12 protein-coding genes and 5 pseudogenes are annotated in these 17,442 nt (G+C 53.7%); 11 read left to right on the top strand and 6 right to left on the bottom strand.

Annotated features, from left to right (window positions below):
• Positions 1–651: a hypothetical protein gene (locus M5G17_RS08100; protein WP_031653270.1), complete on the bottom strand. Its 651-nt coding sequence runs from the start codon at positions 649–651 to the stop codon at positions 1–3.
• Between the two features lie 333 nt (positions 652–984).
• Here M5G17_RS08100 and M5G17_RS08095 point away from each other — a divergent pair, with 333 nt between their 5' ends.
• Positions 985–1,218, top strand: a complete 234-nt coding sequence (locus tag M5G17_RS08095) for a hypothetical protein (protein ID WP_031653269.1) — start codon at positions 985–987, stop codon at positions 1,216–1,218.
• A gap of 166 nt (positions 1,219–1,384) precedes the next feature.
• Positions 1,385–1,666: a hypothetical protein gene (locus M5G17_RS08090; RefSeq protein WP_041106953.1), complete on the top strand. Its 282-nt coding sequence runs from the start codon at positions 1,385–1,387 to the stop codon at positions 1,664–1,666.
• 522 nt (positions 1,667–2,188) lie between these two features.
• On the opposite strand, the pseudogene M5G17_RS08085 reads toward M5G17_RS08090, so the two are convergent.
• From M5G17_RS08085 to M5G17_RS08075, 3 genes and pseudogenes are all read right to left on the bottom strand, one after another.
• Positions 2,189–2,653, bottom strand: a pseudogene (locus tag M5G17_RS08085) (DUF4113 domain-containing protein); the annotation flags it as partial.
• Positions 2,649–2,765, bottom strand: a pseudogene (locus tag M5G17_RS08080) (transposase); the annotation flags it as partial. The pseudogenes M5G17_RS08080 and M5G17_RS08085, both read right to left, overlap by 5 nt.
• 104 nt (positions 2,766–2,869) lie before the next feature.
• Positions 2,870–3,826 carry a LysR family transcriptional regulator gene (locus tag M5G17_RS08075; protein ID WP_273892437.1) on the bottom strand — a complete coding sequence of 319 codons (957 nt, stop codon included), beginning with the start codon at positions 3,824–3,826 and terminating at the stop codon, positions 2,870–2,872.
• A 117-nt stretch (positions 3,827–3,943) separates the two neighbouring features.
• Here M5G17_RS08075 and M5G17_RS08070 point away from each other — a divergent pair, with 117 nt between their 5' ends.
• The 3 genes from M5G17_RS08070 (at position 3,944) to M5G17_RS08060 (ending at position 5,386) form a co-directional block, all read left to right on the top strand.
• Positions 3,944–4,588, top strand: coding sequence for an NADPH-dependent F420 reductase (locus M5G17_RS08070; protein ID WP_273892436.1), 645 nt, complete (start codon positions 3,944–3,946; stop codon positions 4,586–4,588).
• 74 nt (positions 4,589–4,662) lie between these two features.
• A complete protein-coding gene (locus M5G17_RS08065) occupies positions 4,663–4,821 on the top strand; it encodes a hypothetical protein (protein WP_273892435.1) in 159 nt (52 codons plus the stop codon).
• A gap of 85 nt (positions 4,822–4,906) precedes the next feature.
• Positions 4,907–5,386 (top strand): nuclear transport factor 2 family protein, encoded by a 480-nt coding sequence (locus M5G17_RS08060; protein WP_273892434.1) that lies wholly within the window; start codon positions 4,907–4,909, stop codon positions 5,384–5,386.
• 270 nt (positions 5,387–5,656) lie between these two features.
• On the opposite strand, the gene M5G17_RS08055 is transcribed toward M5G17_RS08060, so the two are convergent.
• Positions 5,657–6,583 (bottom strand): diguanylate cyclase, encoded by a 927-nt coding sequence (locus M5G17_RS08055; RefSeq protein WP_273892433.1) that lies wholly within the window; start codon positions 6,581–6,583, stop codon positions 5,657–5,659.
• Between the two features lie 11 nt (positions 6,584–6,594).
• On the bottom strand, positions 6,595–11,136 hold the full coding sequence (locus M5G17_RS08050) for a PAS domain-containing hybrid sensor histidine kinase/response regulator (RefSeq protein WP_273892432.1): 4,542 nt from the start codon (positions 11,134–11,136) through the stop codon (positions 6,595–6,597).
• A 246-nt stretch (positions 11,137–11,382) separates the two neighbouring features.
• Between M5G17_RS08050 and M5G17_RS27560 the strand changes: the two are divergent.
• The 6 genes and pseudogenes from M5G17_RS27560 to ttcA (M5G17_RS08025) form a co-directional block, all read left to right on the top strand.
• Positions 11,383–11,784 (top strand): annotated as a pseudogene (locus M5G17_RS27560) (transposase); the annotation flags it as partial.
• Positions 11,781–12,927: pseudogene (gene tnpC, locus M5G17_RS08045) on the top strand (IS66 family transposase). The pseudogenes M5G17_RS27560 and tnpC, both read left to right, overlap by 4 nt.
• A gap of 187 nt (positions 12,928–13,114) precedes the next feature.
• Positions 13,115–13,687, top strand: a complete 573-nt coding sequence (locus M5G17_RS08040) for a TetR/AcrR family transcriptional regulator (protein ID WP_273917266.1) — start codon at positions 13,115–13,117, stop codon at positions 13,685–13,687.
• The gene (locus tag M5G17_RS08035) at positions 13,684–14,661 is read left to right on the top strand and encodes a DMT family transporter (protein ID WP_273892430.1); all 978 of its coding nucleotides are present in this window, start codon (positions 13,684–13,686) and stop codon (positions 14,659–14,661) included. Before M5G17_RS08040 ends, M5G17_RS08035 begins: the two co-directional genes overlap by 4 nt.
• A 1,023-nt stretch (positions 14,662–15,684) precedes the next feature.
• Positions 15,685–16,572 (top strand): tRNA 2-thiocytidine(32) synthetase TtcA, encoded by an 888-nt coding sequence (gene ttcA / locus M5G17_RS08030; protein WP_419185016.1) that lies wholly within the window; start codon positions 15,685–15,687, stop codon positions 16,570–16,572.
• Positions 16,573–16,739: 167 nt separating this feature from the next.
• Positions 16,740–17,441 (top strand): annotated as a pseudogene (gene ttcA / locus M5G17_RS08025) (tRNA 2-thiocytidine(32) synthetase TtcA); the annotation flags it as partial.
• Between the last annotated feature and the right edge of the window lies 1 nt (position 17,442).

Raw genomic sequence — 17,442 nt, 5'->3', positions numbered from 1 at the left:
TCACGAGCTTTTACGGCGAATTTCGATGTCGATATCCGGACCGCCTGGGGAGGTAACCTCAAAGAAATCATCATCAAGAGCAAGGGTGCCAAGCATGATGCGTTCAGACCAGAAATTGATCTTGCCGCCTTTACCCATTCCCGATGGACGTGAGAGCTCGATGCGGATTTCCTTCTTCACCGTGTCGGTGTGGTGGAGCAGGATCCAGGTCTCATGAGGGCCTGATTCAGGCAGCTCCTCCGGATCGGGCAGCAAGTCAGCAAACATGTCGAACTGGCAATTCCGCTCAACAGCATCAACTGTATTTTTACCCTTCCTGGATCGGCTGCTCGGCATCCCCAGCAGATTTCCAACATAGCTATCCCCCGATGCGACCGCAATCGCGAGATTGAGCGCCGAGTGAACGGTAAGCGGGTAGTTCGACTGTTCATGCGCGACCCACCCTAGTGGGCGCAGCTGATCGCGCACCGCTCCTACCAACCAGCCCCACATTTCAAGGCCGGGAAAAATGCTGGGATGGTTAGGAGTCAGGCGAACCCGCTGTAGGTGAGCTTGATTGATAGCCTCACGCAGTGGCTCGCGCTCCAGACTCAACTGTTCAAGACGGGCGGCGATTTCATCCTGATCGCTGAATACCTGGCAAGCCTGCATCTGAGGACTCCTAACGCAACGGTGACTTCCGGTTATTCTTCCTCAATTGAGGTTAAAAAACAAGAAGCACACGTCGCGAAGGGAGACCGAGAGGACGTTGCAGCATGCGTGTTGCCGCCTGTGCATTTTCCACCCACATGCCGTAATTTCATTGACCCAGTTTCGAGCACCAAACGAGTTGTAGAATTTCGCTTTCAGACTGCTGGGATAGGGCAAAATAGCGTCGGCACCTGGGTTAAAAATGCACTGGCGATAACATTTGATGTTTGCGGCAGTACCGCCTCCCGTTCCGGATTGGCACAGTAATAGACTTGATTCAAATTCGGAGGAAACATGGGTATTTCGTATTACCTCGCATGTTTGGAGACCCGGCAATATGTCTGGGTTGGCAGGCTTGACCCACAGGGGGAGGTGCCGGCGGTGGACGTCGAAGGCTCCATCGCCATGTTCGCGCTGGAGAATCGGAACAAACCGTTGATCGTCGTTAGTGAAAGCCATCCGATCCTTGAAGAGGGAATGGAGTGGTCGCCGCCGGCAACGCAAGAAACGTGCAGCGGACAACCATGACGAACCAACGCCAACCGCATCTGTCGAAGACCTGCTATATCCACCGCTGGCATGGCGCACCAGACCATGCTTGAGCTAACGCAGTGGGGCTGGAGAATTGGCAAAAGACGCTCCGTTGCGCAGTGCCCTCGGTTACTCTCTTTAATACGAAGATGAGGTCTGCCCGGTGACAGAGAGCCATAAAGACACCATTTGCGATGTATGCGCTACCAGTACGAGGGTGCCGGGGTACGGCGAGCAGTTCGGGACGCTTCAGGCGCTCTGGGGCTATGGCGCAGGGCATGATGGCGAACGCTATCGAGTCAATCTATGCGAAAGCTGCTTTTTCGCGGCACTAGCGTTTTTGAAGCAGGAGCGCCGCACGCAGAATCTGTTCAGCGATGAGCAGCCCTGCGAGGAGCGCCCATTCGGACTAGTCGCCCGCGATGACTACTTTGGTGATTCGTAGCCATATCGCAGAGATGAGGTTATTGGCTCGCCAGCATCGAACTCAGGCCATGTCAGCACGACTTCTCGGTACAATGGCGTCACCCGCAATCGCTCTAGGGATCTCGCTTGACTGACGCAAAACTCACTGAAGTCGAGATGCGGCGCGCGCTTGGCCTAGACCTCGCGCCTTCGAAATCGCAGCAGCCCATACCCAAACAGCACTCTACCGTCACACTCGTTGAATTGAGCGTGCGTAAGAACGGTGGTTCGCCATTCCGCTTCGAGCACCGCTCCCGCTCCATCAGTACTCTCGCTGCCCAACTCGAGGCCGAGAAAGCAGCACGGGAGAAAGGGTATGAGGTCTGGGTCGTGTTGGATATCAGGCAGGTTTCATCATAGAGCCGCAACAGCCGTCAGTCAGTCCACGCCTCGCTGATTGCTCTGGGGCAATGAACGCTTGAGTCAACTAGATCGAGTCAGTTCGCACTCGGGCAGCTCTTGGCCGGCACCTGTCTCTTCCAGGGTAAGCCGCCTCAAGCCCTTACGTTACCGTCCATAACTGATCAATCCGCGTCGTATAGCTCGGGCTCATCATCTCCCGCCGCATGCCCCAGTCCGGTTTCGCCGGCACCCCTGCAGGTCGCATCGTTCCACGCCCCCATCGTGCATTGATCGCATCCATCACCCCCATCACCCGCTCGGCAGCCATCTGCGGTGTCGCGACGAACAGGTCATCGGTGAACTCGCCACGCTGGCGCAGATCGAGCAACAGGATCTCCGCCTTACTGAATGCAAAGCCGGCCCGGAAGATCAGTTCCAGCCCTGCGGAGGCGGCCTTGGTTATCAGTCGGGTATCGTCGGTCGGATAGGGCAACTCACAGATAATGCCCTTGGTGAACTTCGGCTCGTCCGGGTTGAACATGCCAGTGCGAATGCTGATCCGTACCTTCTTGCACAGGGAGCGCTGCGCGCGCAGCTTTTCACAAGCCCGAGCGGTGTAGGAGGCTGTGGGTCGAAACGCCGAGGCGCTCGGCTGTTTCCGCAACGGAGTATCCGCGCTCAATGACTTGCCTGACGGCTTCTGCCTTGAATTCCGGCGAGAGTCGTTGGGTGCTCATAAACTTCCTCCTATGCTCAAAGCATAGGCTGGAGATGTCTACGATGCCGGGGGCAGTCCACGCCTCCATCGCCAGTGAGGCTCGCTGATGGTTGCTTGAGCTCGTTAAGTTGCTACGCATGAGGGTAGAGCCTTTATCAAGTCCTCAACCGAGAGATGCAGGTCCGACGATTCTTTAAAATGCTGCATTAACGCATCTACCACGACCCGAACCCGGGGGGCCAGATAGAGCCGGTGCGGATATTGCAGAACGAACTCAAGCCCCACTCCTTGATGCAATTCGGGCATTAGCAACTTAAGGCGCCCTGATCTCAGATAGGGCAGGGCCTGCAGCAATGAGGCTTGGACGATACCCGCGTCGGCCAGCGCTAAATCCAGTAAGGTTTCGGGGTCGGTGGTGGTCAACTGCGGCTTAGGGATTAGCTCATAACTCCGACCATCGGGCGATTTAAAGCGCCAGGCTGCCGGTGGTGCGTGACCAAATCTTGGTGTTGCGCAGCTGTGTTGGAGCAACTGCTCGGGGGTGCTGGGACTGCCGTTCAGTCGCAGATATGCTGGGCTGGCAAATAAGGCAACCGGTAGATTGCAGACCCGGCGCACGATCAGGCTGGAGTCTTCCAAGCGGCCACCTCGAATACCAATATCGCAGCCCTCTGCGACCAGATTGACCACTGTGTTATTCAGGTCCACATCAATCTGGAGTTGCGGATACATACGAGTGAGCGCCGGCAGGACGGGCAGCACCCATTGACGACCGAAACCCACACCCACTGAGATGCGTACCCGACCGACCGGCGTGCTGGCAGATTGGCTAACATCGGCTATGGCCTCATCCAGTAGCCGAAGCGCAGTTTGGGCACGGAGCAAAAAGTGCTGCCCCTCCTCGGTGGTTGAGAGCCGCCGGGTGCTACGATTGAGCAGACGCACGCCCAGCTGACGTTCCAATGTGGCCAGGTTCTTACTGACCGCAGCCGGGCTGACATCGAGGCGCTCAGCGGCCGCTGTGAGACTACCTGTGTTGACTGTTTCGACAAAAGCCAACAAACCTTGCAGATTTTTCATTTGGTTATTTTTAACTTCTAGTTGTTAGTTAATTGATCGTTAGTGACTTCAAACCATCTGTGCCTAGCCCTAAAGTCCTCTCACCAACTCAACAACACTAGCTGGGAGGACTTCAATATGTATATGCGGATAGGCGTTCTTGGTTCGGGCATCGTAGCGCAGACACTGGCTGTCGGTTTCAAGAGCAAAGGGCATGACGTGGTAGTGGGAACCTCCAATCCCACCAAGCTGGCCGACTGGTCTCGCGAGGAGGGCATCGGAATACGCAGCTTTGCGGAGACCGCGGAGTTTGCGGCGCTACTAATTCTCGTTGTCAAAGGCTCGGCAGCTATGGCTGTCTTGCGCGCTTCAGGACCACAGAGGATGTTGGGTAAGACGGTTATCGACGCCACCAATCCAGTTGCTGATGCGCCACCGGTAAATGGAGTGATGTCATTTTTCACTGGTCCCAATGAGTCTTTGCTGGAGTTGATTCAAGCAGAATTCCAAGATATTCACTTCGTCAAGGCGCTGAATTCAGTAGGCTACTTGCACTTCATCGACCCCAAGTTCGACGGCGGGCCACCAACCATGTTCATTGCCGGTAACGAACCGAAAGCTAAGGTCGAAGTGAGAGGGCTTCTGGCACAAATTGGCTGGGAAACAGCTGACATGGGCGCTGCTGAGGCAGCTCGCGCTATTGAACCGCTGTGCATGCTGTGGTGTATCCCCGGGTTTTCTCGAAATGAATGGATGCATGCTTTCAAGTTGTTAAAGACCTGATCACCAACTGGGCCTATTTCTCGGTTTGACGCGCCATTAGCGGAAACGCACCTAACGTGAAAATAGAGAACTCGATGAATAGTCAGACAGAAAAAATTCACATCCATATTGCACTGCATCAGAAGGACTATGAAGCCATGAAAGCGGCTGCGGAGATACTCAAACTAGCTCCGGATGAATATTGTAAACTCGCCATTCACAAACAAAACGTCAAAACTCTGAGGAGGGAATGATAGTACTCTCCGAAGCTCGAAGCGGTGCTGCCGATCACTAACAACTCAGTATTTTCGCTAAAACATTAAGCACAGGAAAGTACACATGATGGCCTTAAGTAAGTTCAATTTGTTCGTGGTCGCCGCCATTATACTTTTGGCAAAAAGCACCTGTGTTTTAGCCAATCCTGATACGCTAAGAAACCTAATAACGGAGGAACAGAATCGACTAGTTGTACTGAAGTTTTATGACGCCTTTTTCAACAGACATCAAGTCGATGAGGCTGCCAAGGTCATAGTCGATGACTACAAGCAGCACAACCCGCATGTTCCGGATGGAAAGGTAGCATTCGTCTCTTACTTCACTGACTTTTTCAACAGGAATCCCCAAGCGCATACAACGGTTGTTCGAAGTGCTACGGATGGTGATTTAGTCTACTTACACGTCCACTCGACCCGAACTCCTAATGATCCTGGGACAGCCGGTGTCGATATCTTTCGGGTCAAGGATGGCAGGATTGTTGAACACTGGGATGTCAATCAAGCCGTTCCACAACAATCAGCCAACGTAAACACCATGTTCTGAACAACATCTACGCCAGTTCTAATGCCTAGGCAAATTGGGTGTTTCTGACATACTGGTCGCCAGTGTGAAACGCTGATCGTCCATGGCCTTGAGGTCCTGGCACGAGCAAGCGGTTATGGTAGCAAAGGGGAAGCTTCCGGGGCTGTTGTGGAGACCCAAGAAGCTTGCGTCTCGCACAAGGCCAGGGAGGCTTTCCGTTTTAGATGCCTTCAAACACTTGCCCCACCCCCAACTGCTTCAGCGGATGTTCGCAACTTATTCAGTGAAGGATCAGGCAGCAAGAAAACAAACTCTGGCCCTTCCCTTTATCTTCGCCTCGTATAGTTGCTTATCTGCCATCGTTATCAATTGTTGCCAATCAAGATCACCTGCCGGCGTCATGCTTGCGACACCTAATGAGATAGTCACCACGCGATCTACATCGGAAGCAGCATGCTCAATACCCAGCCCACGAATACGTGCTTGCATCTTTTCTGCAATTTCGATGGCTCCAGGAAGATCTGTATTGGGCAGAATGCACGCAAACTCCTCGCCACCATAACGCGCCACAAGGTCATAGGGACGCCTCACCGCTTCTGCTAGTGCCTGAGCAACCGCTCGCAAGCAGGCATCTCCTGCCTGATGCCCATAACGGTCATTGAAGCGTTTGAAAAAATCGACATCGACCATAATCAGCGACAATGGTTTCTGCTCTCGGAAACATTGTCTCCAGTCAGATATCAGGTGCTCATCGAACTTACGCCGATTAGCCACGCCTGTAAGACCGTCCATCATCGCCAGGGTACGCAGCAGGTCGCTCTGTAACTTGAGGGTCAAATGTGTTCGTACACGCGCCCTGACAATTACCGCATTGATAGGCTTGCTAATGAAGTCAACAGCTCCCAGCTCAAGCCCTAACACTTCGTCAGAGTCTTGCTGCTGAGCTGTAATGAAAATGATAGGGATAGCACGGGTCAACGGATCGGCCTTTAACCGTCGACAGACTTCGTGACCATCCACGCCTTCCATGACCACGTCCAGTAGGATCAGGTCAGGTAGCTGGGTCTGACACAGGTTGATTGCTTGCTCGCCATTGGTAGCCATGAACACATGACAATATTCACGAAACAGCTCATGTAATACTCGAATATTGGCCGGCTGGTCGTCGACAATTAAGAGTTTAGGGCGAACATGAGTGAGTGGTAACCAAGCTTCCATAAATGGCTCCATCAAGCGATTTTCAAGAGGTCGCGGCCAATCGGTATCGCGGTGCCGAAATCAAGTGACTGCACCAGAATGACTAATTCGTCGAATCGATCGCGCAGCGGCGGTGGTGTTTTTGGCGCCAGTGCATCCGCCAGCTCTATCGCCTGAAGGTTGCCCACCTCAAGCAATAGCAGAATTTGCTCCAGGGACTCTCGCCACTGTGTGATTGCAATGGGCTCCGAACGGGCATCAACATTCAAGTGCGCGGGCGAATCAAACTCCGTATTCAGTTTCTCAACACTAGCATGCAGCAACTCGCTCAACTCGTCGACACAGGTAGTGCTTGCAAGGGCGGTTGGCACCGAAGCGTCGGTGTTATGCAAAAGCATGGACTCCAGACGACCCGCGAGCGATGAGAGCGCCCTGGCTCCCATGGTGCCAGCACTGCCTTTTATGGCGTGAAGCGTACGTGTCACCGCTAAAAAATCCTGATGTTGGATCTGATCATGCAACTCAGTCAGTTGCTTCTCGATTTCTGGGCCAAAGTTGCGCAAAACACTGTGAATCAAATCCAGATTGCTGCCAAAACGGCGCATGATTGATTCACGCGGCTCGACAACAGTCTCTTCTACAGCACACTGTGCTTCAGTCGGTACTGTCACGCTGCTCGTAGGTTTCACTTGAAGTAGAAGTGTCGCAACAAGTTGCTCCAAGTCTATAGGCTTACCGATGTGTCCATTCATGCCTGCTGCTAGGCAGGCCTCCCGATCACTGCTGGATGCATTCGCCGTCATCGCTACAATCGGCAGTGTGACGAAACGGCGGTCTGCGCGAATTCGGCGGGTTGCTTCAAAACCATCAATGTCCGGCATCTGTATATCCATCAGTACGACATCAAACGGATCACCACCAGCCAGTACCTTGCTTACGCCCTCCAGTCCACCTTCCGCTAGCGTGATCTGCGCTCCCTCTGCTGTCAGCAACTCATCGGCGACCTGCCTATTGAGCATGTTGTCTTCCACTACCAGAAACCGTAGGCCGTCGAGGCGCCGGATCTTGTTGATTACCGACTTGGCGCAAGACGCCTGGGCGTCGTTAGTGGTGTTGAGCGCACGTTGCACTGCACTTGCCAATTGCTTGGGGGTCACAGGCTTGATGAGGAAGCCGACAAAAGGAGCATCTCCGGCTTGATAGGCATCAGCCAATACTTCATGACCATAAGCGGTGATCATGATCACTTTCGGTGGCGCACCATCACTCTGTTGTTTAATCATCCGCGCAGTACTGATGCCGTCCATATCAGCCATTCGCCAGTCCATTAGAATCAGATCGTAGGCCTCTCCCTGCGCCCGCGCCTTGTGTACCCACTCCAGGGCTTGAGCGCCACTATTGACGTGATCTGCCTGCCCTCCCAAGGCTTGAACAGCTCTCCATAGCAGCTCTCCGGCGATGGCGTTATCGTCGACAATAAGAATTCGGGTGCTGGCATCGATCGCCGTGTGAGCAAGCTTTGGCAAGGGGGTCGTAGAAATCTCCAGATCGATATCGAACCAGAAACGACTGCCCGTTCCCACCTGACTCTCTACCTGCAGGTCGCCTCCCATCATCCTTACTAGGCGCTTGCAGATCACCAGGCCCAAGCCGGTGCCACCAAAACGCCGAGTGGTCGAGGCCTCGGCCTGAGTGAAGCCATCAAAAATCCACTGAAGCTGTTCCGGACTGATACCAATTCCAGTGTCAGATACGGCAACACGTATGCTCACTATATTTTGGCTGCATTGCAGCAGACTGAGGCTGACTACGACCTGGCCTTGCAGGGTGAACTTCAGAGCATTGCCTGCCAGATTGATCAGCACCTGCTGCAGTCTCAAACTGTCGCCTATCAGGTCATTTGGCAAGTTCGAATCAAGATCGAACATCACCTCGACCTCTTTCTGTGCCTGGTTACCCGCCAATACAACGGCCAGCTCCTGCATAAGTGCTTCAAGTTCAAAAGGATGCACGTCCAGTTGTAACTTGCCAGCCTCAATCTTGGAGTAATCAAGAATATCGTTAAGCAAGCCCAATAACGACTTAGCAGCACTATGCGCCTTGCTCACATAATCAAGCTGCCGAACACTCAAGTCAGTGTTCTGCACCAACTGCAACATCCCCAGAACTGCATTCATTGGTGTACGAATTTCATGACTCATATTTGCTAAAAACGCAGACTTGGCCGCGCTCGCAGCATCGGCCTGTTCTTTAGCATAAAGCAGCCGAGACTCAAGCTCGCGCTGCGTCGTGATGTCTCGATTAATCCCGGTCAACCGCAATACAACACCCGCGTGGTCACGCTCGACTTGTGCTCCCGCGTGAATAGAACGTACCTGTCCATCAAGACGAACAATACGAAAAATTGAATCGTATACATCCCGCCCTTCGATCGCCGCATCGAGTTCTTGCGCAGCAATCATCAAGTCATCGGGGTGAACGCGGGAGCGCCAGTGCTCATAATTCAACCCATTATTTTGCAACGAAAGTGGTAGATCATAGAGTTCAAACATCCTGTCATTCCATTGCAAGGAGTTATCTTCCAATGTCCAGGACCAGATTCCCAACTCGGCAACTTCCGCAGCCATCAGCAATTGATCACGTGCCGCCAACAGCTCTGCGCGTTGTACTTGAGTTGTAGCAAGACTAATTGCAAGTTTTTCCTCAACCGCCTTACGCTCAGTAACGTCCACCGCAATGCCCAAGTAACCACTCAATGCTCCGTCGTCGTCACGCATAGCAGTAACCGATAACGTCACCGGAAACTGCGAGCCGTCCTTATGGACGTAGGTCCATTCACGGGTTTCCGCCCCCTCAAGTTCAGGCTTATGAGCGAATACCCGAAAACCCTCGATCGCCAGACCATATTCACTGGTCAATTCGATACTACGGGCTGCGACTTCCTCGGGGACATGAATCAGCATGGGGCTGCGGATTCCCAGCACTTCTGCGGCGTCATATCCCAGCAAATGCTCGGCGCCATTGTTGAACACACGAATAGTGCCATCTAGATCAGTCGCAATGATTGAGACCTCGGTAGCCGAGCGCAAAACGCTACCCAGCAGCAGATTGAGGTGTCGCAGCTCAGACGTTCGTTGGGCGACCTGCTGCTCCAGATTAGAGTTGAGTTCGAGAATCCTGGCTTCTGCCAGCTTTTGCGAGGAAATGTCTCTCAGTGTCTTTGAGACGCCGACCACGTGTCCGGTCTCATCATAAATAGGCGATATATTGACCGAAACCTCAACCTGTCGACCGTCCTTACAAATACGTTGCGTATCAAAGTTAGAGATCCGTTCTCCCTCCTTGATACGGGCAAGGTAGTCGGCTTCTTCGGCGACCAACTCCTTGGGAACGATAAGTGCGGCCATGGGCTTGCCGACGGCTTCTTCTGCGGTATAGCCAAGAAGTTGCTCCGCACCTTTGTTCCAGTTGGTCACGATATCGTCGAGAGTCTTGCCGATAATGCCGTCGGCCGAACCATCGACGATGGCGGCCAACCTTGCTTGCTCAGCAAAAATCAGCCGCCGTCGATGGCGGCTGAGGCTCGTGACCCCAGTCAAGGCCGCCAACAGCAGGGTTACTAAGCCCCCCAACAAAAGAATGAGCTTTGGTGAGACCTGATGCAGGCGCTCGATAAATGAGGGGTGTGCGCTAAGCACTATCTGCCACTTTCGGCCATAGACCTCACGCTCAAGCTTGTGGGTCATTAGCACCTCATGACTTTTCAAGTCATCGGTACTCTCGTAGAAAACCTCCGCTTTCCCGGGGGTGGTGACATCAGTCAGTTGAAGGTGCACCGTTTCGTTTTCGATACCCAGGTCTTTCAGCACATCTCCAGTCAGGATTGCCGTGTAGGCCCAACCTATCGTCTGCGTCTCACGCTCCGTGACAGTTTCCGGGGTTGCTCCGCCACGGAAGATCGGCATGAGCACCAGGAAGGACTGCTGCGGTTTGCCAGTGGCTTGCACCAGCGTAATGGGAGCGGTGATACGAGCTTCTCCGCTTTTCACAGCACTTAGGGCGGCGGCATAACGGGATTGTTCTGACGCAATGTCCAAGCCGATAGCGGCCTGATTCCCCTGGACAGGTGCAACATACTGAATGATGTAGCGCTCACCAGCCTGTGGTGAGAACTGACGAACTGAAAAATCCGCTTTGCCATCGGCGCGCGCCAACTTGAGGAACTGACTTTCTTCCTGCTCCGGTACACGTCTCACAAACCCCATCACCCTAGCCCCGGGAAACTCGGTAGCAAAATCACGTGTGAGGCTATATCGGTCGAACGCCTCCCGACTGATGCCATGCTCACCTGCAGTCAACACCACCCCTCTGATACCACGCAGGCCATATTGGTAGAGGTTCAGACGACTCAGGACTGACACCGCCGCGTTTTCAGTGGCCGCAGCGACAGCGTCTGTAGCCCGTTGCTCATTCGTTCGCTCGAGGAGCCAACTCCCGAGAAAACTGAAACCAAAACCCAAGATAAGCGTGGCAATAACGCCCCAGCTCCATGTCCAAGTACTGCGTTTTCTCATCCGCCAACTCCCTGCTGGGCGCGGAATTTGCTTCCGCCGCAAAATACTCTCCCCTGAAAGGGGCCTACTCAGCTTAGTTGGTATGCAACGCTTTCATGAAATAAGTTCAAACACCATACATTCACGTAAGCGCCCGGCGAACACACCTTCAAAATCCCAGCATTAAGGACGATCGTGTCCGCGTATTTTTAAGCGGACGCGATCGCCCTTATCGCCAGGATTTCCATGCGCTAACGAAGCTCTTACCCCAAACCATTCAAAGCCCAGGTCATCCAGGAATGCCTCCAACCCGGAGCGACGATTTCCAGCGTAGCCATCCATCACGGCATCAATGCCAACGTGATCCGCAAGTGGCTACCGACCTACCGGGATCAATCACCTGCAACCCTGCCGGCTTTCGTTCCGGTAAAAGCGGTACCAAGGCGAGCATCAGAAGAGATGGTGATCATCTCGCTGCCTCTGGGTGATAAATACATCACCGTCAGGCGTCCATCGTGGGACGGAGGTCGAACTCGACCCCGAACAACTTCAGGCGCTGGTACTTGGATTACCCTGGCAACGAGTCGGTGCGGGCGGCGCAATTACATTGCTTTAAACGCGCCTTTCAGCTTTAGCACTCGGGCTGCTTTGGTAAAATCCACGGCATGACTTCCTTGCCCGATCTCGACCAAATGACTCCCGAACAACTGCGCGCACTGGCTGCGCAGTTGATATCCAAGATCGACACCCAGGACAGAAAAATTCATCGTGATGAGACGATCATCGAGCAACTCACTCACGAAATCGCCATTCTCAAACGCCACAAGTTTGCCAAGCGCAGCGAGCAGATCAGCCCGGCTCAAGGTAGCTTGCTTGATGACCTGCTCAATACCGACCTCGAAGCCATCGAGGCGGAGTTAAAAGCACTTCATCCCGCTCTCGCACAGGCAGAACCACGCCAGCAAACCGGCGTACAGCTTCAGCCGCTGGTCGATGCGTTGCGAGAAGCAGTGCTGGCCCAGCGCGTCGTCCACGCCGATGAACGCCGGTACAAATGCTGGCGCCCGGCGAGAAGAAAACCCACCGCGCTTATGTCTGGGCCTACAGCACTGCGCCGTTCTCGGCCTTAAAGGCCGTTGTCTACGACTTCAGCCCCAGTCGTGCTGGCGAACATGCGCGTAACTTCTTGGGCACCTGGAACGGCAAGCTCGTTTGTGATGACTTTGCCGGCTACAAGGCCAGCTTTGAGCTGGGCATCACCGAGATCGGCTGCATGGCCCATGCACGCCGCAAGTTCTTTGACTTGCATGTAGCCAAAGCCAATTGGCGGAGCAGGCGCTTCACTCGATTGGCGGGCTGTACGAAGTCGAGCGACACGCCAAGGAAATGAGCGACGAAGACCGTTGGCGATTACGCCAGGAAACAGCCGTGCCCATCGCTTAAAAGCTGCATGAGTGGATGTTGGCCCAGCGTGAACTCGTGCCTGAGGGTTCGGCCACGGCCAAGGCTCTGGATTACAGCCTCAAACGTTGGGTAGCGCTGACGCGCTACCTGGAAGACGGTGCTGTGCCCATCGACAACAACCAGATCGAGAACTTGATCCGGCCATGGGCGCTTGGGCGGTCGAACTGGTTGTTTGCCGGGTCGCTTCGCAGCGGTAAACGGACGGCGGCGATCATGAGTTTGATCCAGTCGGCACGGATGAATGGGCATGATCCGTATGCCTATCTCAAAGATGTGCTGACGCGGCTGCCGACGCAGCGGGCGAGTGAGATCGACCAGCTACTGCCGCATCAGTGGGCGTCCGTTTAACCACGCAGGTGCAGGGGGCGCTTAGCTAGCGTAGCGAACTTCCTGATTGGCCAAATCCTACGATTTACTGCTGCACTGGCATGCTGCGGTCTGTGTCGTAACGGCCATGATTCAGGTCGTATTTGGATGCACATTAATCTTACCGGTCAGTATAGTCATCTCCGTCCCCATGCCGGAGTGCCTTAAATTGGACAATACCCGTGAGCGCTTGATTGACTCAGCGCTGAAGCTGTTTCTGTCACAAGGTATATACGTTACTGGTGTGATGGCCATCGCCGCTATGGCGGGTGTTACCAAGATGACGCTCTACAGCCATTTCCCCTCTAAGGATGCGCTGATAGTGGCTTGCCTTGAGGAGCGTGACCGACGCTGGCGTGAAGAGGTAGCGCGCACTTTGGCAGGGCATCCTGACCCGGTCAGTGGCATGCTCGCTTTTTTCGATTTGTATCAATGCTTTCTTTTGCAAGATAGCGAGCGCGGGTGCCTGTTCGTCAACAGTGCGGCTGAATTCCCACAGTTTAGCCACCCTGTGCATTTGGCAGTGAGCAGGCACAAGCAAGGGATACGCGACAATCTCACTACCTTGGCCGTGAGCGCCGGTATAAGTGACCCTGACGTAGTTGCTGAGGGGCTGTTTATCTTACTGGAGGGCAGTTTTGTCAGCGGCGCCATGGGCCAGGACGTGCGGGTATTCGACACTGCCCGACACGTAGCTCATTGCTGGATCCGGAAGCAGACCCAACAGGAGCAGAGCGTATGACCCTCGGCCTATTGGCGGCCATTGCCGCCACTTTTTCATGGTCGCTGCTCTACATCTTTCCGGGGTTGGTCGGCGATTACAGCCTTTTTGATCTGGCTGTGGTGAGCTATGCCTTTGCCGGTTTAGGTAGCCTGCTTGTGCTGTTTGTTTACCGCAGCGAAGTTCGGCAATTGCGACTGAGCGACTGGGCCTGTGCCGCACTGCTGGGCTTCTTGGGATACATCGGCTACTTCTTCCTGATCACCACTGCGGTCTTGGCAGCTGGGCCGGTGATCCCTCCGGTAATGATGGGGTCAGTACCGATTGTTCTAGCGATTGCCGGCAACATGCGAAGCTCCAGCGTGCCCTGGCGCGCCATTGCAGGGCCGCTGCTGGTGGCGGCATTGGGCATAAGTTTGGTCAACTTGAGCGTGTTTGATTTTAGCGCCGCAAAGGTGGTGCTCCCGACCCATTCGATACTGCTGGGGCTGCTCGCATCGTTAATGGCAATTGGATTTTGGACGAGCTTTGGATTGTTAAATGAAAGTGCTTTGGCTCAGCGCCCAAGCATGTCCCCCATGTTGTGGTCAGCCATGCTGATCTTCATGTGCAGCGTCGAGATGCTGGCGTTCATACCCGTTGGTCTGCACTTGAACCTGTCCCACTTCGCTAGCCATCCGAGCGGGTTAGCAGGTACTCAGGCGCTATTAGTCTGTGGGTTGATTCAGGGGTTAGGGGCTACCCTTGCGGGTGCCTGGGCATGGTCAATTGCAACTCGACGTCTACCTCTGGCTCTCAGCGGGCAATTGATCGCCAGCGGAACCATCTATGCAACTACGATGGGCCTGCTCATCAACCAACGCTGGCCCTCTCCTATGGAAGCGCTTGGGACAGGGTTGCTATTCGTAGGGGTGGTATGGGCTATTCACGCCTTTTATCGCAGGCAAACACGCCTCGAGACGCATGGTGGGATAACTGACCTTAGCCAAAACTAATGTGACTGTGCCGGTATGGGCATTTCAGGTGCCCACTTTGGATTGATTTGGCATCATTGCCCTAATTGCTGGGATCGGGAAGGTGTGTTGGGCGGACGGTTACGGTGAGCGCACCAAGACCGGGTTTTGGGACAGGTGTATTCCCCAGACGCTTACACATTCACGATCTCGTTGCCGTTCTATTCGGTGGCTGATTCCTTTCTCAGTTCGAGATTCAGTCCACCACGCTCCCGGCGACCATCCAGCCGGCAAGCTGGGCGATGTGTTCGCGGTCGAGATCAGGGTAGCGCATGTCCTGCCTTGGCCTGAACGACGACCCGGTGTTCCAGTACAAAGAGCCTTTTTCGTTCCAGGTCGCGACCGATGATCAGGCTGAGACGGACCACTTGTGAGCGCGATCATTAATAATGGGGCCAGGTGAGCGCGTATGGCTGGCACAGGGACGAGTGGGTGTTTCGTGGTAGATCTCCCTACATATCCTGACGGCTGCAATACCCAGCCCTGATCGAGCGGCAGCAACGCGTTCGTTCGAGGCCATTGATGGCATGACGAAGATCGACTTTGTCGCGATCGAGGCTGCGCTGAAGGCTTAATCTCCAACGTCTGAATCCAGCCTCAATGACTGAGCCTGCCTGACACCACATGTGATTCTGAGGCTGCTGCGGCCTCTCCGCGTGACTCGCAGAGTTCCGTGCTGTGATCCTCCTCTGTTGCGACTCGGTCAAGCTAAATGCAATCGTTGGTCAGGAGCTTCTATAAAACGCAGGCATAATCTTGTTATGATATAGCTGGCGTCAAACTCGGCAGATGATACTGACTTATAGATTTACTTAAGAGTGTATGTCGTATATTAAATACGTGACCTCAATGTTGTGCTTTGCTTCGAATTGTTTATGCGTCCGATTTTGGTAGTGTCTAACTATCTCAATCCTTCGCAAGTGGTGCGGGATGTTGCAAGGTGGGCGAGGTTTTTATAGTAAGCTGGGCTTGTAAATATTTAATTGGAAGCTAGTGTTTATGATGATGGGCGAACAGGTATCTCAGATTAATAAAGCTGCGGAACTTCGTCGTAAAAAGCTGCGCGGCAATGTGGGCAAGGCTGTTGTAGATTATGCAATGATCGAAGATGGCGACAAAGTTATGGCCTGCGTAAGTGGTGGCAAAGATTCATTCGTTATGCTTGACGCTTTGCTGCACTTGCAGAGAGTTGCGCAAATAAAATTCAGTGTTGTGGCGGTTAATCTTGATCAGAAGCAACCTGGCTTTCCGGAGCATATATTGCCTGAGTTTTTCGAGGCTAAAGGGATTGATTATTATATAATTGACAAGGATACTTATTCCGTTGTCAAGAGTAAGATCCCAGAAGGTAAGACTACTTGTTCTCTTTGCTCTAGACTCAGAAGGGGCACGCTTTATAGTTTTGCTGAGGAAATTGGGGCTACTAAATTGGCACTCGGTCATCATATGGATGACATGGTTGAAACTTTGTTTCTGAACATGTTTTTCCAAGCGCAATTGAAAGGGATGCCTCCTAAGCTTCTTAGCGATGACAAGAGGAATATAGTCATCCGGCCACTCGCCTACTGTCGCGAGAAAGATATAGCAAAGGTCGCTGCCGATAGCGCATATCCAATCATTCCGTGTAATCTCTGCGGATCGCAAGAGAATTTGCAGAGGAAAAAAATCAAGTCGATGATTGCGGAGTGGGATTCGGTAAATCCTGGCTGCGTAGAAAACATCTTTCACAGCTTACAAAGCGTAAGTCCTTCCCAGTTAGCTGATCGCAGCCTCTTCGATTTTATAGATCTATCCATTGATAGGTCGGATGCCCGACCGCCCTACGAATTCGAAGCAGCCGAGGTTTCATCATCCAGTGTTGAAGGTCGAATTGATGTCGTTCGGATTTTGTAAAGGTTCAAGGTGATTTTTCGGGAGGTATGAGGGTTTTCAGAGCTCAGGAATACGCAAAATTTACTTTTCCACCTTTTTCTGTAAAGCCAGCTTTCTATTTAATTCATTTAAAATCAATAGGTTGTGCTTATGCTGGTGCTGTCCAGTTATGTTTTCTTAAGCTATAAGGCAAAGACAGCTACACCATGCTCGATGTTCTGCTGCACCTGCAGAAAGTGGCGCCGATCAAGTTCGACATCGTCGCGGTGAATATGGACCAGAAGCAACCAGGCTTCCCCGAGCACGTGCTGCCGGCCTACCTGGAAACCCTCGGCGTCGAGTACCACATCGTCGAGAAGGACACCTATTCGGTGGTCAAGGAACTGATCCCCGAAGGCAAGACCACCTGCTCGCTGTGCTCGCGCCTGCGTCGCGGCACCCTGTACACCTTCGCCGACGAAATCGGCGCGACCAAGATGGCCCTGGGGCACCACCGCGACGACATCGTCGAGACCTTCTTCCTCAATATGTTCTTCAACGGCACCCTCAAGGCCATGCCGCCCAAGCTGCGGGCCGATGACGGGCGCAACGTGGTGATCCGTCCGCTGGCCTACTGCAGCGAGAAGGACATCCAGGCCTACTCGGACATGCGCGAATTCCCGATCATCCCGTGCAACCTCTGCGGCTCCCAGGAAAACCTGCAGCGCCAGGTGGTCAAGGACATGCTGGTGGAGTGGGAGCGCAAGACCCCTGGGCGTACCGAGAGCATCTTCCGCGGCCTGCAGAACGTGGTGCCGTCGCAACTGGCTGACCGCAACCTGTTCGATTTCACCAACCTGAAGATCGACGAGACGGCCACCCCGCGTTTTGTCGACGTGCTGAACATCTGAC

The sequence above is a fragment of the Pseudomonas rubra genome (genome assembly GCF_028656935.1).
GTDB classification, from domain to species: Bacteria; Pseudomonadota; Gammaproteobacteria; order Pseudomonadales; family Pseudomonadaceae; genus Aquipseudomonas; species Aquipseudomonas rubra.
This window is presented reverse-complemented; position numbering and strand designations above follow the sequence as displayed.

What these genes read in the sequence shown, in the direction of transcription:
- M5G17_RS08095 (WP_031653269.1), top strand. Translation starts at nt 985, where the DNA reads ATGGGTATTTCGTATTACCTCGCATGTTTGGAGACCCGGCAATATGTC.
- M5G17_RS08050 (WP_273892432.1), bottom strand. Translation starts at nt 11,136, where the DNA reads ATGAGAAAACGCAGTACTTGGACATGGAGCTGGGGCGTTATTGCCACG.
- M5G17_RS08055 (WP_273892433.1), bottom strand. Translation starts at nt 6,583, where the DNA reads ATGGAAGCTTGGTTACCACTCACTCATGTTCGCCCTAAACTCTTAATT.
- M5G17_RS08035 (WP_273892430.1), top strand. Translation starts at nt 13,684, where the DNA reads ATGACCCTCGGCCTATTGGCGGCCATTGCCGCCACTTTTTCATGGTCG.
- M5G17_RS08070 (WP_273892436.1), top strand. Translation starts at nt 3,944, where the DNA reads ATGTATATGCGGATAGGCGTTCTTGGTTCGGGCATCGTAGCGCAGACA.
- ttcA (WP_419185016.1), top strand. Translation starts at nt 15,685, where the DNA reads ATGGGCGAACAGGTATCTCAGATTAATAAAGCTGCGGAACTTCGTCGT.
- M5G17_RS08075 (WP_273892437.1), bottom strand. Translation starts at nt 3,826, where the DNA reads ATGAAAAATCTGCAAGGTTTGTTGGCTTTTGTCGAAACAGTCAACACA.
- M5G17_RS08065 (WP_273892435.1), top strand. Translation starts at nt 4,663, where the DNA reads ATGAATAGTCAGACAGAAAAAATTCACATCCATATTGCACTGCATCAG.
- M5G17_RS08100 (WP_031653270.1), bottom strand. Translation starts at nt 651, where the DNA reads ATGCAGGCTTGCCAGGTATTCAGCGATCAGGATGAAATCGCCGCCCGT.
- M5G17_RS08060 (WP_273892434.1), top strand. Translation starts at nt 4,907, where the DNA reads ATGATGGCCTTAAGTAAGTTCAATTTGTTCGTGGTCGCCGCCATTATA.